We start from the raw sequence: 21,332 nt of genomic DNA on the forward strand, positions 1-21,332 counted from the left end.
TATAATTTAGAAACCATTTTACATACATCTCTTCATCATATCTACAAAGGCCCAATGAAAAATCAGTAATTGGATCCAAGTTTGACCCAAAAATTTCTTTGCATTCGATAGCCTCTTCTTTGACAAATTCCCATTCAGGAAACTTTACATTACACAAGAAGCACCAATTAAGCAGTTTGCCTATTTTTTGTTGGCTAGCCAACTTTTCCTTACTAATTGTAGGAACAATCTTCGCAAGAAAATCATGACAAAGGTTTAAACCTCTCGATTTTTCAACAAATTTTTGGGCAATCTTATTCAGATGTTGAAAATTTAGGTTTGACAAATATTTTGTGGGTAATGGAGAAAATTTCCAACTTAAGAGGTTAACGCCTGCAGATCCTTGTAAGTTGAAAGCCTCTTCAAATAAGTTTTGATTTATTTCATATAGTAAGCGTTCTCCACCCTCAAAAATACCTTCTAAAAAGACAAATATTTTATCTAAATCAGCATCATGGTATTTTTCGACAAGACCTGCTAAGAAGATATCATTATCTATCTCTTTTACTGTCAAAGCATTTGAAATCAAAGTAGGAATATTAGGTGATGGCACAAATTCAATAATAGACAACGCTGTTTTAGCCATCGGTGGGTACTTATTATGAAGAATCTTGACAAGGTGATTAGAACGCACTAAATGTAAACCGGAAGCTGTTTCGGAATTTATACTGATGTATTCATCAGATAAGGAAAGCAATATATCCTGGCGATCTCCTTGAACAGTAACGACTTCCAGTAGCTTGTCTATAATAATTGGTACTCCAAGGATATCAGCCAAAGAAATTTTCCTAATCAATTCTATTTTTGATGCATCTTCGCGAAGATTTATAATTTGTTGTATTTGATCCCGCAGACGTTCTTCAAGCATTTGTCCGTGGGTGATTAAATATATGTATTCTATAAATAATCTCGAGTCTCTTATCTTCTCATATGCCCACTCGGACGATTTAACAGCATGAGCAATTTTACCTTTTTCTTTGAATCTTTTAAATATTTCTTTAGCTTCTATTAGATCCAATGTAGGCTCAACTATCTCAAAATGGGTTAGATTCTCTTTTGAGTAACGGTACCAATCTTCATTGCGTATGGACAATAGGATTTTGAATCCAAGACTAGAGCATTCTTGCGCAATTTGAGGCCAATGAGGTGTTCTAAATCCTGCATTGTCTATTAGAAGAAGAATTGGCAATTTTATTTTTCTCCTGAATTTAAGATAATTCTTAACTTTCTCAACTTGTTCATTAGTCTCAAGAACTTGAAGTATATATGTGCTTTCAGGAGGCCAATTTTCATATGCATAACGATATAGAAGAGCAGATTTCCCTTGCCCGCTTGATGAACGAAGAACACAGACACTGGAAGATGAAAAAGCATTTCCAATTCTTTCTATCCATTTATCCCTTCTAACATCAGCTCCACAAACAATATGACCGGGCCTCGAATTTTTTCCTTCAAAAAAATCATCCATGTTGGCATCGGGTTCCTAATGGATTCGATCAATCAAACCCCTTCCATATGCTTGAAAATCTTCTTCTCGCTTATAGGATTCTTTAATAGAAACTCTGATTTCTTCAAGGTCCTTCCTGAATACTTTTTTTCTTTCCTCCGCCCATTTTAAAAATGCTGAAATGAAAATTTTAATGTAACATTCAACAAGATCGCTACCTAGGTCGTATGTTTTAGAGATAATTCTTCTAAGTGACTCCAGAATTTCTTCTTCAGATAAAGAGACTATTTTCAACTTATCTAAAATTGAATCAGCCTCATAATTTGTTCCACCACAACTCCTACAAAGTTCCCTAAATTTATTCCTTAATCCTTGTTTTTCTGTTTCTGGAAGAGAGTTGAACCGTGAAATCTTTTCAATTTCATTTTTCAACTCAAAATCGAATACTAGCAAAAAGTTTGAATCTGAATCTACTCTATATGCTTCTATAAAATTTTGTATTGGCCCTCTTTTATTATCATAACTCTTCAGATTACTCCATGCCCAAGGTTTACTTGCAGATTTTACTTGAGCATGTTCGTTAAAAATTTTAAAATTATTAATCTCAATATCTACATCTTCAATCCCTTCAAGTGTGATTGAGGCTGATTGTGTTTTATTCTCGTAAAGTTCAAAGGCACGAAGTATTGAGTAAAGAATTTGATACCTGATCCCACGAATATTTGCGGCACCGTGAAAACGAGATTTAAAAAGAGCATCGTATTTATTACTCAAAAGACTCAAAACAACCCATCCTTTGACAGAAGCACCTATCGAGTCCATTTTAAACGCTGACTATTTAATCTTATTCTTTAGTAGCTGACAAGTAAAAATATATCCTCTTCAAATTAAGTGGTTACTTCTTACTTCCACTTCAATGCACTTTTTGGCAGTGTACAGAAAATTCTGGTCGGTAAATCATAACTGACTCCATTTCCCTTTTTCTTCACCACAAAAACAGGATTTATCTTTTTTACTGATGCATAGGTTTTACTGTAAAACCTCTGCACTTTATCAGTTTTAGCTTTTAGTTTCAAGCATTTTTTTCGGGTAACTTCTCTAGATTTATGATTTTGCAGAAAAAATCGGCAAGCTTATAAGAAATATCTCGAAAGTAATGTATGGAGTTCAAATGTGTCTGTTAAACTAAATTTGAAACCCATATACCAGGAGGTAAGAAATGATAGCTATGAGAGTGTTTAAGGCTTGTTTGTTCCTGCCTCTTATGAGTAAAAGAAGAGAGGTAAAGAGTAGATGACAATAAAAAAGAAATTTGGAATAGGTGCAGTATTTGCAACAATATTGCTGGCAGCCATCTTGTTAGTGCCGGTAGTAAGTGCACAAGGAAACGAGACTACACAAAAAAATGCGACTGCGCAGCTTACCTTTGGCCCGGAAACTCTTGATAAACTGAAAAGTAATCCGTATTGTATTGCTGCATATGGAAGCATACCCACTTTTACAACTGTGGAGGAGAGATACCACTGGATTGACACTCTTAATAATATAATGGATAAATTATTTAGTGTAAAATTTGCACAAGACCCGGAGATGATGAAGTATTTTGATCCAATTGGCCCTATTAGAACTTCTAGTGCAACCTTCGATGGTATTATAGAGATAAGTATTAACAATAGTTCGAAAGTTGATAAGCCTTTTTTGGACGAATTCTATCAAATTATTGACTCAAAAGCAATCAGCATGGGGGTTAAGGAAGTTCCTGTTGTGTTCATGCGCGAAAATAATCTAACCCTGGCTGAGATTGAATCTCTAGGCTTTACCAATATTGAATCTTCAGGCTCTACCAATATTGAATTGCCAAACTCTACCATCAATGATTCGAACTCCATTAATGAAAGCACATTGAATACAAGCAACTTGAGTGAAAATAAATCGAGTAAAATTAACTCAATTCCAGGTTTTGAATTATTGGGAAGCTTGATTTGCCTATACGGCGGCTGGAAGCTCAGGAAAAAGTAACGTAAGAACGAATTATATCCTGAAATAGAATTTAGTAAACTGAGAATTAAGGATTCGGGAGCCAATTATATGGGGAGTAGGACAGCAGTCTTCATTTTAACGTTTACAGATTACTTAATTTAAAACAAATATATAAATATACGAATTGATTATTTTATTTGGGGATAAATATTATGGCAGGCGTTTTGAGGTTATCACCAGCTATTTGTGTGTATCCAGGTGACAAGTGTGAGAAACTATTGAAGTGATTTTTCCGGGAGTTGAAAAGAAGGATATCTCCTTCAAAATTATTGACAGCAGTTTTTATGTGAAAGCTACCAAAGAAGGTGTTGAATGCGGACAGCTATACTTTTTGCTGCCCAGTAGAGTCCGAAAATTAGTGGATGTGAAAATCGAATAAGGTGACAATGGCATGATAATCTTCTCTAAAGGAAGAAGGTAACTACAAATCACTCACTCGAAATAGCGAAGAGCCATATTATAAAAGAATCTGATAACGGAGACTCAAATGTATGACTAATATTAAAGTAAATATTAGATGGATAGATGGCTACTATGAGTCATTCGATTGCACGGAAGTTAGATTTGGTTTAGACCTTTTATGGATGATGTTGAATGACAACAAAAATCGGCATATTCCACTTCGAAATGTACGGTGGTTTTCAGTTACACCGGTAAGTCGTGAAACAACATGACTTGAAAGCTATTTCATCCATAAAGATACAAATAAAACGATTCCAGTATTACAATTTGGACTTGTTCTATAATACATTGATACATTGAGGGATGAATATTTTAATGGCGAAAATGTCACTTGACGTGTTTTCTGAGGCACTTTAATTACATAATTGAAAATCTGGTCGTGGTGGAAAAAATCTGACTTTGTTGAAAAATTAGTGTAAACCTTCACAATTAGAAAGATTAATTATTCCTATCACCGGGAAAACGGTACACAAAGGTAAGAATTAGTATAAAACTGCGGAAATATTATTTTTGCACCACAACTTTATTTGGTATAGTTTTATAATGTTGGTACATTTCCCTTAAATCTTTTGCCTTTTATTCATTATTCATAGATTTACATGCTTATTTTGAAATTTTTGTAACGGAACCCTCACCCTTACCTTACTGCTGTCTTCGGGTGTCATACAGGCTTTCTGTGAAGACAGTATTAAAACATCCCGGTAGTCAGCCACTTCTTGCCTTCTGTCTTACAGCGCAGACAGTCAGTACAATTCCAACCACTGTGCCTGTACTGTAATACCGCAGTAAACAAGTATGGAACCATTAGCGACATTAATGAACACTGAAGACAAGTTCACTATGGTAAACAGTATTGAAAAATATATTATATTGTTAATATTATTCAGTCGAATACCCCGCAGCTTGCTGCGGTGATGGAAATTTCCCCGAGAACCGTGTTAACTAATGGATTTCTATTTTTAGCTACCTTTGCATTATAAATGGAACTACGGCATGCAAATCACTGTGTATATAAAATAAGGTATCCAGGCTGTCTCAAAACTAAAGTTGATTCTACAATTGTGATTAAATTTTCCACTTTGAGGTCAGTTGATGTAAAAATACCTCATGTTTAGGTAGTCATGCTTTTAAAGCCAACATTACTCACTACTCAATTGTAGAAATAGTCTGAGTTTTGAGACAGCCTGTATCACATGGTTTTTTGTATTAAATACCGTAAAAACTTTTTTTTAGATGCAGAAATCATCAGCTTTTTGAAAACCATATGCTTTGAAATTGGTGAAAGGTACTGTTTTGAGTTTGATGCAATTGGTACTGATGGTGATCATGTCCATCTTTTTGTTGGTGCTGAGCCAAAATATTCTCCCTCAAAAGTGATGCAAATTATAAAAAGCATCACAGCAAGACAAATCTTTAAAGAACACCCTGAAATCAAAAAACAGCTTTGTGGTGGTTAACTGTGGAGTGATGGAGGTTACATTGGAATTGTAGGAGATGGAACAACTTTCGATGTAATAAAAAACTATGTTGAAAATCAGGGAAACCTGGAAGAAAATGAAGCATATAAGCAAATGAAAATACTTGATTTTGAATAACTCCATTATAACGAGAGCGGTGGCGCGAACATACCCCGTTGCTTGCAGCGGGGTGCGCCAGCGCAAATTTGATTAATAATTCTCAGGATTTCCGGAAAATAAGTGAAACGAAGGCGAAAGCCAAAGAATAGCCTATAGAATATGACAGAAGTTGTAGGCACATCAGAGATCAAACAGAAATTGTCCTGTTATTCCATTCGTCCTGTTATCCCATAGAACAAATAACCGGTTAACACTGCCATATGTTCATTTTGATTTTATTCCTTCGAGTGGGATTTTTAATTGCACCCGAAATTTAAAACGATAAGGAGTTAAATTATTAAAAAGGAGAATAATGGGAAGGAAAATGAAAAATGAAGGAAATAGACAGATGAGATTTATTATGAATTATAAAACCGTTATTTGTGTAGTTTCATTGATTGTGATTGTAGCTGGCCTGGGATGTATTTCGCAACCGGATAGTACACAACCGGGGGATACTGATAATGAAAATAATGGGAATTCCAGGGATATCGAAGGGCTTTGGATGGGAAGTCTGGAAGTTCCGGGTGGATTAGAAATAAGAATTTTGTTCAATATTTCCGCCAGACCTGACAGTTCAATCAATGCCACTATGGACAGCCTTGACCAGGGAGTGACCGGCATACCTGTAGAAACGGTTACTTATAAGGATGATAACCTGAGACTTGAAGTGAAATCCATCAGGGGGGTTTTTGAAGGGACGCTTAAAGAGGACGGTAAAACCATCGAAGGGGAATGGAAACAGGCAGGATCGGTTTTTCCACTTGTGCTTAATCATATTGAAAAAACGCCTGATCTGCGAAGAGAACAGAACCCTGTAAAGCCTTATCCGTATGCTGAAGAGGAAGTTGTTTATGAGAACAAAGAAGCAGGAGTAAAATTGGCAGGGACATTAACCCTTCCCAGGTCTGAGGGGCCGTTTCCGGCCGTAGTGCTCATAACCGGTTCAGGCCAGCAAAATCGCGACGAAGAGATCTTGGGCCACCGTCCATTTCTTGTGCTCTCGGATTATCTGACACGTCGGGGTATTGCTGTACTCAGGGTCGATGACCGGGGCATCGGAGGATCTACAGGAAACTTCTCGCAGGCCACGACCGAAGATTTTGCAGGGGATGTACTCGCAGGAATTGAATACCTCAAAAGCCGAGAGGAAATAGATTCGAACCGGATTGGGCTGATAGGACACAGTGAAGGAGGTATAATTGCACCTCTTGTAGCAGTGCAGTCTTCAGATGTTGAATTCATTGTGTTAATGGCAGGTACTGGCCTTCCCGGAGAAGATATTATGTACTTACAGAGTGATCTGATTGCCAGGGCAGAAGGAGCAAGCAATGAGACTATCGCCAAGAATGAAGCTCTTATGAAAAGTATGTTCTCCACAATAAAGGAGGAACAAAATAATATAATCGCAGGGGAAAAACTTCGCAAGCTTCTAACAGATAAGATATCAAACATGAGCGAGGCAGAAAAACAGTATTCAGGCTACTCTGAAGCTAACCTCGATGCTCAAATCCAGCCGTTGTTATCTCCATGGATGCGCTTTTTCCTTACATATGACCCCAGACCGACATTAACGAAAGTCAAATGTCCCGTACTTGCGATAAATGGTGAAAAAGACCTCCAGGTTCCGCCTGAAGAGAACCTCCGTGCTATCGAAGAAGCTCTAAAAGCAGGAGGCAATGAGAACTATACAGTAAAAGAACTGCCAGGACTCAATCATTTATTCCAGACTTCTCAAACCGGATCTCCAACTGAGTACGCAAAGATTGAAGAGACAATCTCTCCGGTCGCTTTGGAAATTATAGGGAACTGGATTTCGGAGCATACACAGGAAAAGGAAAAGTAAGCTGGTGAGTGTTCAGGAGGAGATAAAAGTATTGTCATATGGGGTGTACAGACCCATTTTTCCTTATCACTTTTCTCCTCTTTTATTACGCTCGATCACATTTATTCTTGTCTATATGCTGCTCTGAGGGATTTTAATATCGTCAGGGTGCAACTTGAACCATTTACGCTGGCATCTTCATACTCACAGGTTGCTTTCAGAATTATCGTTCAGGTTGAACTTTGCACTATTTCGTGGAAAATCGGAGGATGTTGTGATCAAAAAAACTGCACTGATGGCTCTGAAAAATCCAGCTGTAATAGATGATTCCTTTGAAAGTGTCTTACCGTGCAAGACGTTCAAGCTTAATACAAAGTAGGAAAAATCAGATTGAGAATTTCGAACCCCATTATCTTGAAAATCCCTATATTTCCAGACATAGGATTACAATTTATCGAAATTCTCTTTAATTTCTTTTTTAGTCTGTGGGGCATTTAGTCTCTTCTTTTTCAGAATCTCAAAACCGCACCTTCCAGATACCCAAGAAGTAGGCGTTCAGCCTCGATGAGTCACAGGAACTCGCGATACCAGCACCTTATCTATTCGATTACCATCCATATCCACAACCTCGTACCGCAGTCCCCCTAACACGATATGGTCTCCGGTTGCCGGTATTCGCTGGAAAATAAAAATGATCAGCCCGGCAATGGTCCGGTAATATCCCAGTCCCTCCTCTGGAAAGAAATCTACAGGCAAGATATCCTTAAGCTTTTCAATAGGTGCATCCCCATCGATCAACCAGGAACCGTCTTCCCGAACAGTAACTTGTGACTCTACAGGCTCGCCAAAGGAACGGACTTCACCCACAATTGCTTCAAGGATGTCATGCAGCGTGATCACGCCCTGAATGCTTCCGTATTCATCAGTGATAAGAGCAATATGCACTCCGGTCTCTTTAAATAATTCGAGAAGCTTCAGGACCGAAACACTTTCAGGTATAAAGAGTGGTTTTGTGACCGATGCTCCGATATCAACGATACCGTTTTCAAGAAACGTTGCCAGGACACTTTTAACGGATACTACGCCGACAATATTATCCAGTTTCCCCCTGTATGCTGGAAAATTTGATCGGCCACTTTCGCTCATCTTCCGCAGGTTTTCATCGACGGGATCCTCCAGGTCGATCGCAATGAGATCAGTACGATGCGTCATCAGGGAATCAACGCGGCGGTCACCGATCTCAAGTACGCCTTCTATCATGTTCAGTTCGGCTTTCTCAAACACTCCAGCTTTGGTTCCTTCCTCAAACATAATCTTAATTTCCTCTTCTGTTACCGAAGGTTCAGTAGTCTTCCTGACTCTCATAAGCCTGAGCACAGCTTCGGTAGAACTGCTGAGAATTATCACAAACGGCTTTGCGATGACAGATAGATATAACATAGGTTTTGCAACGCTAGAGGCAATTGATTCCGCATTATTGAGTGCAAGCCTTTTTGGGACAAGTTCTCCAAAAATTAAGGTCAGGTAGGTGATCACAAGTACTACAAAAGTGATGCTGAGCGCATCACCGTATGGAGCCAGAGCAGGGAATTTCCCAAGGTAAGCTGCGAGTCCTTTTGCTATTGTGGCTCCTCCAAAAGCACCTGCAAAGATCCCCACAAGAGTAATTCCTACCTGGATTGTTGAGAGAAATGGAGTGGGTTCATTTGCTAGCATAAGTGCAGTTTCTGCCCGTTTATCTCCTTCCTCCGCCCTTTGTCTGAGGCGGGTTTTTTTGGCAGAAATAATGGCAAATTCTGACATGGCGAACAGGCCATTGAATGCGATCAAAACAAGGATAATTATAATTTCAAGTAAATGTGACATTTTGGAGATATTGGGCGGATTATAACTTAAAGCTACTTATAGTCCACGTGTAAATTTGTGAATTTACAATTTCATAATTTTATAAACTGGTTTTCTTCTTTATCTTCTCACCATTTCAGGCAAAAACCGCATGGTTAGAGCTCTGAATCAGCAGGTTTTGAAATATTGCCTGGAAGACAATCTTACTTCAAAAAATTCTTCCTGGCATGTTCTCATTGATTGCCTTTACCCTCCTGACGAGGGCAGGATGTGTTGAGAGCAAGTTTGTTGACCAGATCCAGAACCCTTCAGGAGTCCTTGCTGTTTCCAGGTATTCCTCGTAATTTACATCCCTGTAAAGGTGTTCACCTGCGGAGAGAACTATAAGTCCTTTTTTTCCGGAAGGGGCAAGCCGGATTGCAATCCTGTCTGAAGTATATTCCCTTGCTCTGCTCAGGGCTGTCCATAAAAGATTCTTGAGGACAGGAACAAAGGCAATCGGAAAGATTGAAAGGTTATAGAGCAGGGTCACATGACCTGCCTTTATGTGAGCCATTTCGTGGGCAACTATGAATTCCAGAGAATCAAAATCTCCTTCCATGTATGCGACCTCAACTACATCCGCATAAAAAACTACGTAATTTCTCCTGAAATACAGTCGGGTAGCAAAAGCGTTTATCAGCCCACCTTCCTGGATCAAAAAGGCATCAGGAACTTCATTAAGGTTCAACTCAGAGGAAAGGCGTTTTATGATTTCATAGAGTTCGGGAAACTGTTTTTCTGAGAGCTTGATCGCGTTTGCCATCATCCCCCCGTAGGTTTGCCCGGAAACGAATGAGAGAAAAGCAATCGCTATCGGAACTACCAGTACATACTCGACCCCCAGTTCTTCAGGATACAAAATCGGAATCGTCATCAACGTGATATAAATAAAAATGCTGACTAACAAACAAATAATAAAAAGAGGTATTTCAGCAGGATGCCTGAGATTTTTTATTTCACTATCCAGCAAGTTATTTGTCCCCCCATATATCTGAAAACTTGAAAATATGTTTCAATAATCCCGGTAAATATCACAGTACATTTTAATTTTTTAGCCAAAGATTCTAATATACCTTAGACTTCCGACAATATACATTTTACTCTCGTTCATGTGGAAGTCTCCCCCAGGGAAAAGTAAGGCAGTTTATCTAATTTCAGGACAATTTAGGTTTTGAGCAAGATGCAAGTCGGTATTTAGAGCTTTTGGGTAATATATCAAATTTTAAAAATAAGATTTTTTTGAGGTTGAAACATTGGTATATGATAGCGTATAAAAAAAGCAACCCTTAGAGCGTGTCTTAAAATTATTCTTATCCTCTTCAATTCTTTATATTAGCCATTCTTTTAATCATTATTCTGATCATGCCTGCATATATTAATGTTTGATTTGATTCTGTTAATCCTTCATAGTCTTTACTTTACCGTCGATATCTACTCAGCCATCCAAATGTACGCTCCACCACCCATCTATGAGGAAGTATTTTAAAACCTTTGATATCATCGCTACGCTTAACTATTTCCAGTACCCACTACAAACTACTTTGACCCAATCAACCAGTTTACCAGAATAAGCAGCATCAACCCAAACAAGCTGTAATCGAGGGAATATCCCCTTAACTTGTTCCAGAACAAGTTTAGCTCCATCTCGATCCTGGATATCTGCTGTATAAACTACAACTATCAACAGTAGCCCTATTGTATCCACCAGAATGTGACGCTTTTTCCCATTAACTTTCTTGGCGGCATCATAGCCGCCTACTCCTGGAGTTTCTGTGGTTTCAACTGACTAGTGCATCGATTCCAAAGTATGTCCACAAGCCTAGCTTTTGAATAGATCTATAGACCAACGAATTTCCCGCTAAAACAAGGGATTTATTTTGGAATCGATGCACTAGCTATCTAAAACTGCTGCACTAGGCTCTGGTTTTCTACCATTTGCAATTCTAAGTTTAGTCCTAAGTGCAGCGTTTATGCGTTCCCAAAGTCCTTCTAGACGCCAAAGACGGAAATAGTGGTAGACAGTTTTCCACTGCGGAAATTCGTGGGGTAACGTTCGCCATGAACAACCAGAACGTAATAAATAGAAGATGGCATTCAAGATTTCTCGATACGAATGAACGCGTTTTCGACCGCGATTACTTTGGAGATTAGGAATTTGAGGCTTAATTATTTCCCATTTTTTATCAGATAAATCACTGGGATAAGGAAGTCTTATAAATCGTTTTGACATTGACGAACAATCAAAGTACAAGGATTATTTAATTTTAAGACAGCCTCTAAGATCAAAGACTAGTTGAATAAATGTTCGAAGAAAAGAATCTGTATAAATACTGCGAGCTAAACCTGTAAATTTAAGTTAAAAACAACAAGTTTGGGTTTAACGATTCAGAACATGTAAGAGATGAAATTGAATTCGTTATATAGCACTTCTTTTGGCATCGGTTAACGAATTTTATGCACAACTTCGAATACTATGTATAGCGATTTTCCAACATAATTCCTTTATATATGGCATAAAAAATAACACTTTTTGATGTTTTAAACCTTAACCGAATCCAAATGTATAGCACTTAAATTATATTTCTAATTTAAGATTAATATTTTATACATCGGTTTACATTAATATAGATAGTGCTAGAGTAAAAAAGATGTCATCCACAGACTGAGAATGTGAGAGAATGGTGCTGATAACAGAGCTTGGTTGTACAGGTATAGGCTTAATTTGGGGGTGGTGGATGGGTAACTTAACTGGTCGTATTACTCGTCCAATGCTCGATGTGCTAGTAATAGGTATAGCCTCATTTCTATTAGCTATCAATGTATTCATTCTTGCTGGCTGGTTGGCTTTGTCATTTTTCTTGGGTGCAGGTGGATTGGCTTTGATTCTTCACATTGAATGGAGGAAGGAACTGATTAATCGCTTTGGATCGCCCAGATTCTAGCTTAAAAGGAGGGTTCATTGTGGTAGAATCGACAACAATTCAGTTGGTAGGTGCTTTCTTTTTTGGTACAATCATCGGATGGTATGTTTACTTTATAAACCGATATCGGAAAGCAGATGTTCAGATCAGTGACCTAATGTCATTGATCGCTGTTATAGGCGCAGGTACTATTCTGACTTTATTCCCTGCAAGTACAGATCTATTTGGTGCTTATGGTATTGGCCTTGCCGCCGGCTTCTTTTCTTACTTTTCAGCGCTGGTTTATATGGTTCATAAGTCGCAAAATTTTGATGTAGACTGGTTCTTAGATGGGCGGCGCAAGAAACCAAAAGATGATGAAGTAATTCCGCCTGGTACCGCCGAGACTGTAAGGCCAATGGTAGATTGAGACAGAAGCATTAATTAAAGTTTCGCTGGCGCAAACATACGCTATTTCTTGCAGTGAGGTGCGCCAGAACAACTTGATTTCAGCCCAAACGATATATTACCAGAGGGTCTGATTTTGACCTTTGTCAGGAAATAACCGGTTCATTATTTCCCTGTGCAGGTAATAACATACTGGCCAATCTGGCCGTTCATAAAATACTGCTTTTTTATAAAAAATTGGGTTGTTTATTATTGACGATAATTCCCATGCGGAATGACCGGGCTTGTATAGTTCGTTTATTATATCTAATGATACATTATAAAATCTTTGATATGCAATTGAAGCAGCTGTACTGTTTATATTAAAATTATTTTCTGCTTCATAGTATGTTAAAACGAATTCGGGATTTTTAAATGCAGTTTCTACAACAACATCCTTCATCAAGCCTTGAAAATTAACATTTATAGCATCGCTCATTTTCATTGCAACTTTTAGAAATTGTAAAAACAAATGCCTGTTTTCTGGGAAATCAAAATAAAAGCCAGCCTGACCAACAAAATGTGTGTAATAAATGACTTTTTTATTGTACTTTTTAGAAAAGGTATTTGTAAAATCTATTAAATAATCTGTACTCCCAAAAGCAATTTCAATCGTTCTATTTTTATATATTTTATGCCAAATTTCAGGTAAAACATTATAGTAATATTCATGCAGTAATCTCTTATCCTTCTTTCTAAATAATTCATCGACTAAAAAGAAATCATCTTCATCCTGTTCATATTTTTCTATTAATACTTTAAGTTCTTCGCACGGGTTTCTTGGCCTCTGGCTCAACTCCCCATTTTGATCAATATAATTAACCGGGTCATTCCCTACATAAGTATAAGGTGAAGGGTACTGCCCTGCAGGGTCAGTTTGATAAAATCGTCCCATATCTGGATCATACATCCGAGCCCGGTAATTATACAGGCCGCTTTCAGTATCATACTCCTGGCCAGTATAAAGATACTGTGCCGAACTGACATCCTGTCTGCGCATCATCTGACCAGATGGAGCATAATCGAATAAGTTAATGATGTTTTTACTCTCATCCATTAACAATCGTGTTGAACCGAGATGATCTTTCAATGGATAATATAATTTTCCATCATCTAGATAGGCCAGCATTCCGTTCAGGCCATACAGGTAACAGACTGTTTTTTCCGTTCCGTTTATTTTTGTTTTTTCTACTAATGGGTATGAACTCAATCCATGGAGGTAAAGCTTTTCCAGAAACACTGTTGAGCCGTCGCTGTTCTGGTATTTTTCATAGACACGCTGGTTGTTTTCCCCGTAATTAAAGAGAAGCTTGCTGCCCTGGGCATCTGTCATATGTACCTCTGTGGCAAGGTTTATCACAGGGTCGTAGGTAATAGCGCTGATATTTTTCGCAGGGGATGAGACTATAGCTCCATTCTGGTTGTACGTATAACTGCTGCACTTAGCACTTCCACTCAGGATAATATCATCTATTAAAAATGAGGGGCCTGCACCTACGTCATCCGGATTTCTTTTATAATTGCGCAGTTCCAGTTCAATGTACCCCACAGGTTCCTTTATACCCGCGAGTAGAGTTTTCATATCCACCTGTACATTGTTTTGTGTCCATGCATCAGCTTGGTTTATCAAACCAATCTTCTTTTCAATTACGTTTCCTGATGCAGTTCCAATGACTAAAAACCAGGCCGCATCGCCAATGCCTTCACTGAAATCTGCGTCTGTCTTTATCCAGTAACTCAGGATATATGTAGCTCCGGGATTAAGGTATGATTGAAATTTCAGGTATTCATAGTGTGCCAGGCTCCCTCCGGCAAGTTTGAGAGACTGCGTACTACTATGGCAATCCGCTGTTTCTATACCACTTGCACTGGGACCATTGTTGTTGTTTCCCCAGATCCAATTCCCTGAACTCATGGTGCCGGGTGTTACACCTTCAAAATCTATTCCTGTATTTACCGTGCTGGTAATATCACGTACCTGGTTATTGATACGTTTTTGCTCGCTCAGTACATAGTTATATTGTTTAAGGGTAATTCCTAGCTTTGACCTGATTATATTCCCATTATCATCATAGGGTGTATCGCAGGGATTAAGGCTCCAGGCGTCCTTTAAAGAATTCACTCCCGCTGTCAAACGGTTGAAGGAATCATATTGGTATAGAGTAGTATATGGTTCAGGCACAGGTGAGTTTTTTGGCTTATACAAAAATCCGGTCTTTGCTATTGCTCCATTATAATATTTTGTTCCATCGTATCCTCCATCCGTGAAATAATCAAGGACTTCATTGAAATAATCATTATCTATTGATGCGAGATATCCCGCATCATTGTACGAATATCCCCTGGTTATAGAATTGTTCACACCAGGCTCAGTACCCAAATTTATTTTTTCACTTATTAGTCTACCGTAAAAATCATACTGATATAAGGCATAACACTCTTCAATTCGCTTAGGCGGATTCGATGGGTCAACAATTCCTGTGCCGTCAAAAGACTTACCAACCGAGGCTATGCGCCCCATCCTGTCATAGGTATATTCCACCTCGATTGATTTGCCATTAGAATTCTTTACAGGATATGTAATTGTCTTGAGTTGATCTTGGTTGTTAAACTTATAAATAAAATCATTTGACGTACTTTCATATCCATTAATGGTATGGGAGCTTTTTGTAATATTTCCATAGACATTGTGTTGATATTTTGTTATATCAGGCTGTGCGCTACTGTTGACCTGTATCCTAGTTACTTTTCCCAGCATATACTGTGCATCGTCGCTGTCTATATCGAGGTCATAGTCTTTTTTTGCTTTCCAATTCCCTGCCACATAATTCGGATCAGTGCTCTTTGAAGCATCGGTTATTGGGAAATCCTGGACATTTACTTTCTGCTGAAGTTTTTCCTGGCCGCTCCATGGATAGTTCGCATCCTGAATATACCCTGTTTCTATCACCCTGCCTAAGCTATCATACTTGTAATACACTATCCGCTGTGGAGTCTGGGACTGACCTTCAGCATCCTGAGTAAAGCGGAGCCTGTTGGCGTTATCATACATATAAGTCATGTTTCCCCTGTCAAGGGTGGTCTTTTTCTTTAACAGACCATCAAACGTATATTCAAGGCTTTCTTTCCAGATCGTGGCATCAGAGCCCGCAGGAGGGTTATAGTAATTGGGCTGGAACATTGTTGTTTTATTTTCAAACAGGTTATAATCATAGCCCTGAGTTATATATGGGCCTCCGCTTTTCCCAGTGAGTGTTTTAATAATTCTCCCCTGCATATCACGTATTGTTACTTTTTCTGTTGTTATAGCTGTGCCACTCTTTGTAAGGGCCTGTATGTGCGATATTTTCTTTACAAAATACTTATTGTCATTATTACCATTGACATTATCCGCACCAAATGCGCTTGGAGATGCACAGGTGTAATTCTGTATCGTGACTGTAAAATAATCAATCGTATCAGAATTCCTGTGGGGCAATACAACACCGGTAAGCCTGTTCAAAGGTGATGCTTCATACTTGTTAGTTCTGTAATTCTTTATAGGGGTATCGAGGTATTCCTGTTGTGTAAGTTTCTTCCCATTCGTGTTAAAAAGATAGGTGTTCTGGTTTCCTTGAAGCAATTGAGGTGCCAGGTCATTGTCATCTGCTGCTTCTGCCAGGGGAGCAGCAATCATTAGCTGCGCAGTAGAAGGGTTCCTGCTGTACTGTATACGTCCCAGGTTGTCATAAAAAACTCCTTCATTGATGACACTATATTGATTCTGGAATGACCCTTCAACCTCTTTCCCCTCAAGAGTGATAGTCTGTATTGCATCACCAAAACCATCTCTGAAAGTTACTGAAAGCTGCGGTTCCTGCAGCAGCACTACTTCATCAAATGCTCCGGGTTTAGTTAAGCAAAGGGTTAATTTTCCGTAATTTGCAGGTACCGGACTGGGATATTGGTATTTATAATTGAAAAGTTCTACCCCATCTGCGAAAAACATGACAAAGCCGTCTACAACTAGATATAACCACTCTTCTTTGAACTCGACTCCGTTATTGACAGCTATCTCAACTAGTGTGTCGTCCGCATTCTTTTGTACTAGCTTCCACTCTTTTGTCGATTCCTCCCACTGCACGAAATAGTATCCATTCCCTATCGCCACATCAGGGAAGGGGGTCATATTCCGTATAACCTTTACACGTGCTGCAAAGTTAGTATACGCTACCTTAGATCTAGCTTCACACCCAAATGGACCTAATGGACCAGTAACGGTTTCGTTGTAAGTTAATTCACCATTGACTATTGGCCATTCGATGTCGTTAATAAACTCCCAGTCACTGTGGTTATTATTATGAAAGTCGAAAAAGAAACTGTCGCAGGAACTGCCCAGTTGCATAGTACTGTTGGGAAAGTTGGAGTTGAACTCGTCTCTGGGAGGAAACAATGTCCTTGAATATGTACCTATAGTTAAAGAAGTGAATCTTTCCAGAGGGCCGTATTTTGCTACAGGTATATTGAAGCAGTTATACACATTTTGTACTGCCTGGGTATTGTTATCCAGGCTAGCCACTGTTTTATAATCTGACACATCATACACTGTTGCTGAAAACAAAGCTTCAACAGGTGAAAACCTGAGATTGTCCACGAAGCAATATTTCGTTGTATTCTGGTTGTATCCAAATATTTTAAAATATAATGTCGTATCAGCAGGTAAAATATTATCCTTTTTTATCTTCATAAGATCGATTACTTTTGAAAAATAATTCCATTTCCGTTTTTGCTCTCCTAACAGGTCAATGACAAGGGGGTTCCCAACCACCGTGCCATCTGCTGCCTTGAAAAAGGAAATCTCAAACTGCGCTTTCCCTCTATTCGGGTCAAAGTCATTTTCCACCCTTGCCCAAAGAGCGAATATGTATTTTTTATCCTGCTGCATGGGCTGGATAATTCTATAGCATCCTACCTTCTCACCATTTCCCGGATTTAGTTTAAGGCACCTGCTTCCTGTATGGTAATCAATGTTTGTGATTTTATCTTTGAGTGATATACCCGTTTTACTCCATTTCCAGCTTTCCAGGTTTTCATACAGTTCAAATCCAAGATAAGTGAACTCATCATGGGACGCAGCACCATTTATTACACTGGCAATTGTTCTGCACTCGTCTGCTGTATAAACAAAGGTGGTGCTTCTGTTCTCCACGTTTGCCTGTTCAAGGATCTGGCCACTTGGGCTTCGGGAGATTACGGTGTTTTCTTTCAACCAGTCGGTCTCTGGTTCGGGATCATCTACTTGCCAGCTATTAAATTCTGGAGGCTTTGCATTTAAGGCGCGGTACGATTTAAAAGGCGCCCACTGACCCAGACCATGTTCCCAGTCTTCACGCCACGTGTTTATTGTTATCCCTTTTGTTGTTTCCTCGCCTGTTCCGACCTGCTTCATTTTTTGCCAGGTTCTGACAACTGGTGTGAGCATATTCATGCTCCGACTATGGTCGTATATTTCCCACCAGTAGGTAAATTGCTGTATATACTGTTGCTGTATGTCGTTTGAATCATAATTCTCATCAATGATCTGCACAATTAGCCCGGTATCTGGTGAAAAATCCGTGAGTTTATTTTTACTTACACCGTCCATTGTGTTCTTTTCCCTTCTCTGCCTCGCGTAAAATCCCTTACTTCTTTTACCAAGGGGAGTTTCATTTATCCACCAGAACTGAGTTCCTGAAGCAACAGTGTCAGGTGGCACAGAATCCATGCGCAAAATGTTTGATTTATATCCTGCTCCCTCTATAACGCTATAATAATCCGTAGCATTAGTTGTACTGTCAACAGGATATGGCAATGAGGGTGCCTCAGAGGGAGTCAGGCCATTAAAAAAATATACTTCCGTATACCCATCTGTTGCCTCTGCGATGCTGGTCGTACCCGGTATTATTGTTGCTTTATTGAACCTGGGAATATACCCTCCCGCATCAATTGTTGCGCTTGCCGCGTCATATACAAAACCTGTTACCTGTTTATTATAACCATTATTGGCTGTTATGCTTTTTACCGCATACACAGTCTGTTTATCTCTGCATTTCTCAGTGACTACACGTCGCAGAGTCATGCTTCCTGATGCTTCATCATATGTTCCGGTATACGACACAAAGGCATTGGTTCCTAGAAGGAGAACTCCGGCATCTGTGTAAATTTTTTCTCCTGCTAGGACAGAGGGCGGATTAACAACTGTGCCGTTCTTTAAAGGGTATACCACTGTCTTTAAATTAGCTGTTCCAGTCTGTACTTGGTATGCCAAGTAACGGGATTGTTCCACATTCACAGTGGGGATATCCTGGTCTATGAGGGTGTCGGGGAAGGTAAAAGTCTCTTTCAAGGTGTAATCAGGCTGCTCGTAATATATCTTGTTGCAGTAGATTACATAATTACTCCCATGGTCCTTTGTCACCGCTACCTTGCAAGCCATTCCCATCGTAGCCTGCTGGGTATGCATATTGTTAGATACTTCCCATTTTTCACTATCCACATTATATTTTACAAGGTCATATGTGTAAGGTAATGATGTACTGGTTGTTTTTATTATACGTGCAACTTCATCATAACCTATATCAAGGGACATTACCTGTACCTGGCCTGGATAGCTTATACCACTTAGATCACAGTATATCCATTCCTGTCCGTTAAAACGATACATCTTCTGCCCAATACCTACAAGGCTCCCTTTCACTCTCATGTCAATAATTGCCTGGCCATCGGAGTAAACCTGCTGGCAGAAAGTGTGTGCTTGCATATTACTAAATGCTTCATCCCACATGAAAGCCGTGTACTGTACAGTGCTCACCCCTCCATTTTGCGAAACAAGCTGTACAGTTCCAAAGGTATCTTCCGCTATCAAGGTTATTCCTGTTATATCCGAGAGATCAATACTTTCAGTAAACGAGTTTGACTGCCATATCCGTGTTACGTCAAGAGAATAGAGGAATAAACTCATGCTTTTGCCGCTATCCGGGCAGCATCCCGCCACTAGGAAATTATTCTTTGCTGCCAATGAATAGAGTGCCTTGCTCCCTCCATCTAATGGAACTGGTGTTTCACTTGTCCATCCTGCAGCTGTAAAGGTATAAAGGTTTAATACTCCGCTACTTGTTCCGATAAGTGTACAAAATTGAGTTCCTGCTGTGAGTGTAATCTTTTCATCTCCATATCCTGGAGAATAATATGGAACTATCGCAGCTCCAGATTCGACTGCGGGCTGTATCCATTCCCCCAACCTGGCTCTGTTTTGATAAAAAGGGTACACTCTTGAGCCTGTATACAAAACAAAAAGTTCCTCGTTCGTGGCAACCTTGATGCTGTCATATGCAGCAGCGCTGGAGAGAGGGATATCAGTGTACTCCGATTTCAGCCAGCGTCCATCCCAGGTATAGGTTTGCAGTGCAATTGTAGTGTTGTTCCCAAGCCAGGTTACTGCTGCATAACCACTTTCAAAATACCATCTTGGTTTACTGTAGGTAGTGCCGCTAGCAACAGGTGGGGTAATTGACAGGTTGCGGCTTGAACGCTCTATCTCAAGACCCTGGTACTGGTAAGTTATAGTTCCGCCTTCAAGCAGCATCACTTCCTTTAATGCTCCATATAAAGCTCCTGTTGCCTGATTATATATGGTAGTGCTGTTCCCTCCGTCTGTGCTTTCCTGGCCAAAGTAGGCAAAAATTGTGGAAGGCAGCGATTTGTTGTTTTTATTGATACCCTCTATCATGTCTGTTATTGAAGTCAATAGCCTTTTTTTTAAAGCACCGTTACCGATAAATCCATATTTGAATTGGTGAGTAACCAGAACTGCTCCGTCTTGTGAGATTTCTTTAACAGAGTCAAGGTACTTTGTTTCATACCTATCCTGGTACGCATTGGGCGAAGGAGGATTTATATTCGCTTCCTGATACTCGTCCTGGTCTTTATAATTATAATCGAGTTTTATTACTTCGTCATTTACACCTGTTATGCTTTCCAGGTAACTGGCCTGGGTATAAAAACATCCTTGGGCTGTACCCGTTGACTGCATTTCCTGTTGATACGAATAAAGTATTGTGTCATTAAACCTGTTGCTTATGGAGTTCAGGTTCCAGACAACTGCTATACTTTCCTGGACATCGTTTGAGCTACTGGCACCTAACCAGTTCCGGTATTTCACGCCCCACTGTACTGCGTTTCTTCTGCAATTAATATCGCCGTATGCAAAGGTATCTCCGTTTTCCTTTATAATTGTCCATTTTTCCTGTTGAGGATAATAAAGTATCTTCCAGAACTGGAAGGCTATTGTTTTATATTCGAGAGATTGGTCTGGGTTTTTCCCCACGCACACCAGTTCATTCAAAGTCCCATCTGTATATATATAGTATGACCTGCTCGACAAGGCAGAGCTTCCGTGCAGATCGACGAATATATAATCAGTCAAAAGGTTCCATCCCAGACCAAGAGAACCGGTGGGCGTTTCCAGGTTCCAGGTAGTCGCATTATAGCATGCCTGGCTGTGGTAATTTATCTGCAAGGATAGTTCCAGGCCATTGCGCCCTTTTCTCTCTGCTATGACAACGGGGAATGATACCTGGCCGCTGTATATATCCACCTTATCATCATACTGACCGGTTCTCATGAAAACCTACCTCGTTCCTTGATTTAAT

At 39.4% G+C, this 21,332-nt stretch carries 10 protein-coding genes and 3 pseudogenes; 5 read left to right on the top strand and 8 right to left on the bottom strand.

Translation table 11 applies throughout. The annotated features are described in order from the left end of the window. From RG963_RS09905 to RG963_RS09915, 3 genes are all read right to left on the bottom strand, one after another. On the bottom strand, positions 1-1,507 hold a 1,507-nt coding region (locus RG963_RS09905; protein ID WP_310576109.1), incomplete at its 3' end, for a P-loop NTPase. A gap of 15 nt (positions 1,508-1,522) precedes the next feature. Further along, the gene (locus tag RG963_RS09910) at positions 1,523-2,308 is read right to left on the bottom strand and encodes a hypothetical protein (protein WP_310576110.1); all 786 of its coding nucleotides are present in this window, start codon (positions 2,306-2,308) and stop codon (positions 1,523-1,525) included. Between the two features lie 80 nt (positions 2,309-2,388). After that, positions 2,389-2,562: a hypothetical protein gene (locus tag RG963_RS09915; protein ID WP_310576111.1), complete on the bottom strand. Its 174-nt coding sequence runs from the start codon at positions 2,560-2,562 to the stop codon at positions 2,389-2,391. A 217-nt stretch (positions 2,563-2,779) separates the two neighbouring features. On the opposite strand from RG963_RS09915, the gene RG963_RS09920 reads away from it, so the two are divergent. The 4 genes and pseudogenes from RG963_RS09920 (at position 2,780) to RG963_RS09935 (ending at position 7,450) form a co-directional block, all read left to right on the top strand. Further along, positions 2,780-3,505, top strand: a complete 726-nt coding sequence (locus RG963_RS09920; RefSeq protein ID WP_310576112.1) for a hypothetical protein — start codon at positions 2,780-2,782, stop codon at positions 3,503-3,505. A gap of 244 nt (positions 3,506-3,749) precedes the next feature. After that, positions 3,750-3,905: a hypothetical protein gene (locus RG963_RS09925; protein ID WP_310576113.1), complete on the top strand. Its 156-nt coding sequence runs from the start codon at positions 3,750-3,752 to the stop codon at positions 3,903-3,905. A 1,276-nt stretch (positions 3,906-5,181) separates the two neighbouring features. After that, positions 5,182-5,583, top strand: a pseudogene (gene tnpA, locus RG963_RS09930) (IS200/IS605 family transposase). 382 nt (positions 5,584-5,965) lie between these two features. Beyond that, positions 5,966-7,450, top strand: a complete 1,485-nt coding sequence (locus RG963_RS09935) for an alpha/beta hydrolase family protein (RefSeq protein ID WP_310576114.1) — start codon at positions 5,966-5,968, stop codon at positions 7,448-7,450. Between the two features lie 534 nt (positions 7,451-7,984). Here the strand turns inward: RG963_RS09935 and RG963_RS09940 are convergent. The 4 genes and pseudogenes from RG963_RS09940 to RG963_RS09955 form a co-directional block, all read right to left on the bottom strand. After that, complete coding sequence (locus tag RG963_RS09940) at positions 7,985-9,295, bottom strand: hemolysin family protein (protein ID WP_310576115.1); 1,311 nt, start codon at positions 9,293-9,295, stop codon at positions 7,985-7,987. A gap of 187 nt (positions 9,296-9,482) precedes the next feature. Next, positions 9,483-10,286: a M48 family metallopeptidase gene (locus RG963_RS09945; protein WP_310576116.1), complete on the bottom strand. Its 804-nt coding sequence runs from the start codon at positions 10,284-10,286 to the stop codon at positions 9,483-9,485. Positions 10,287-10,635: 349 nt separating this feature from the next. Further along, positions 10,636-11,102 (bottom strand): annotated as a pseudogene (locus RG963_RS09950) (transposase); the annotation flags it as partial. 106 nt (positions 11,103-11,208) lie between these two features. Then, a pseudogene (locus RG963_RS09955) lies at positions 11,209-11,546 on the bottom strand (transposase); the annotation flags it as partial. 731 nt (positions 11,547-12,277) lie between these two features. On the opposite strand from RG963_RS09955, the gene RG963_RS09960 reads away from it, so the two are divergent. Then, positions 12,278-12,646: a hypothetical protein gene (locus RG963_RS09960; RefSeq protein ID WP_310576117.1), complete on the top strand. Its 369-nt coding sequence runs from the start codon at positions 12,278-12,280 to the stop codon at positions 12,644-12,646. 96 nt (positions 12,647-12,742) lie between these two features. Here RG963_RS09960 and RG963_RS09965 read toward each other — a convergent pair whose 3' ends face one another. Further along, positions 12,743-21,304, bottom strand: coding sequence for an RHS repeat-associated core domain-containing protein (locus RG963_RS09965; RefSeq protein WP_310576119.1), 8,562 nt, complete (start codon positions 21,302-21,304; stop codon positions 12,743-12,745). Positions 21,305-21,332: the final 28 nt, after the last annotated feature.

It is taken from the genome of Methanosarcina baikalica (genome assembly GCF_031461075.1).
GTDB classification, from domain to species: domain Archaea; phylum Halobacteriota; class Methanosarcinia; order Methanosarcinales; family Methanosarcinaceae; genus Methanosarcina; species Methanosarcina baikalica.

Coding starts and splice junctions, on each gene's coding strand:
- RG963_RS09910 (WP_310576110.1), bottom strand. CDS start 2,308: ATGGACTCGATAGGTGCTTCTGTCAAAGGATGGGTTGTTTTGAGTCTT.
- RG963_RS09920 (WP_310576112.1), top strand. CDS start 2,780: ATGACAATAAAAAAGAAATTTGGAATAGGTGCAGTATTTGCAACAATA.
- RG963_RS09935 (WP_310576114.1), top strand. CDS start 5,966: ATGAATTATAAAACCGTTATTTGTGTAGTTTCATTGATTGTGATTGTA.
- RG963_RS09940 (WP_310576115.1), bottom strand. CDS start 9,295: ATGTCACATTTACTTGAAATTATAATTATCCTTGTTTTGATCGCATTC.
- RG963_RS09965 (WP_310576119.1), bottom strand. CDS start 21,304: ATGAGAACCGGTCAGTATGATGATAAGGTGGATATATACAGCGGCCAG.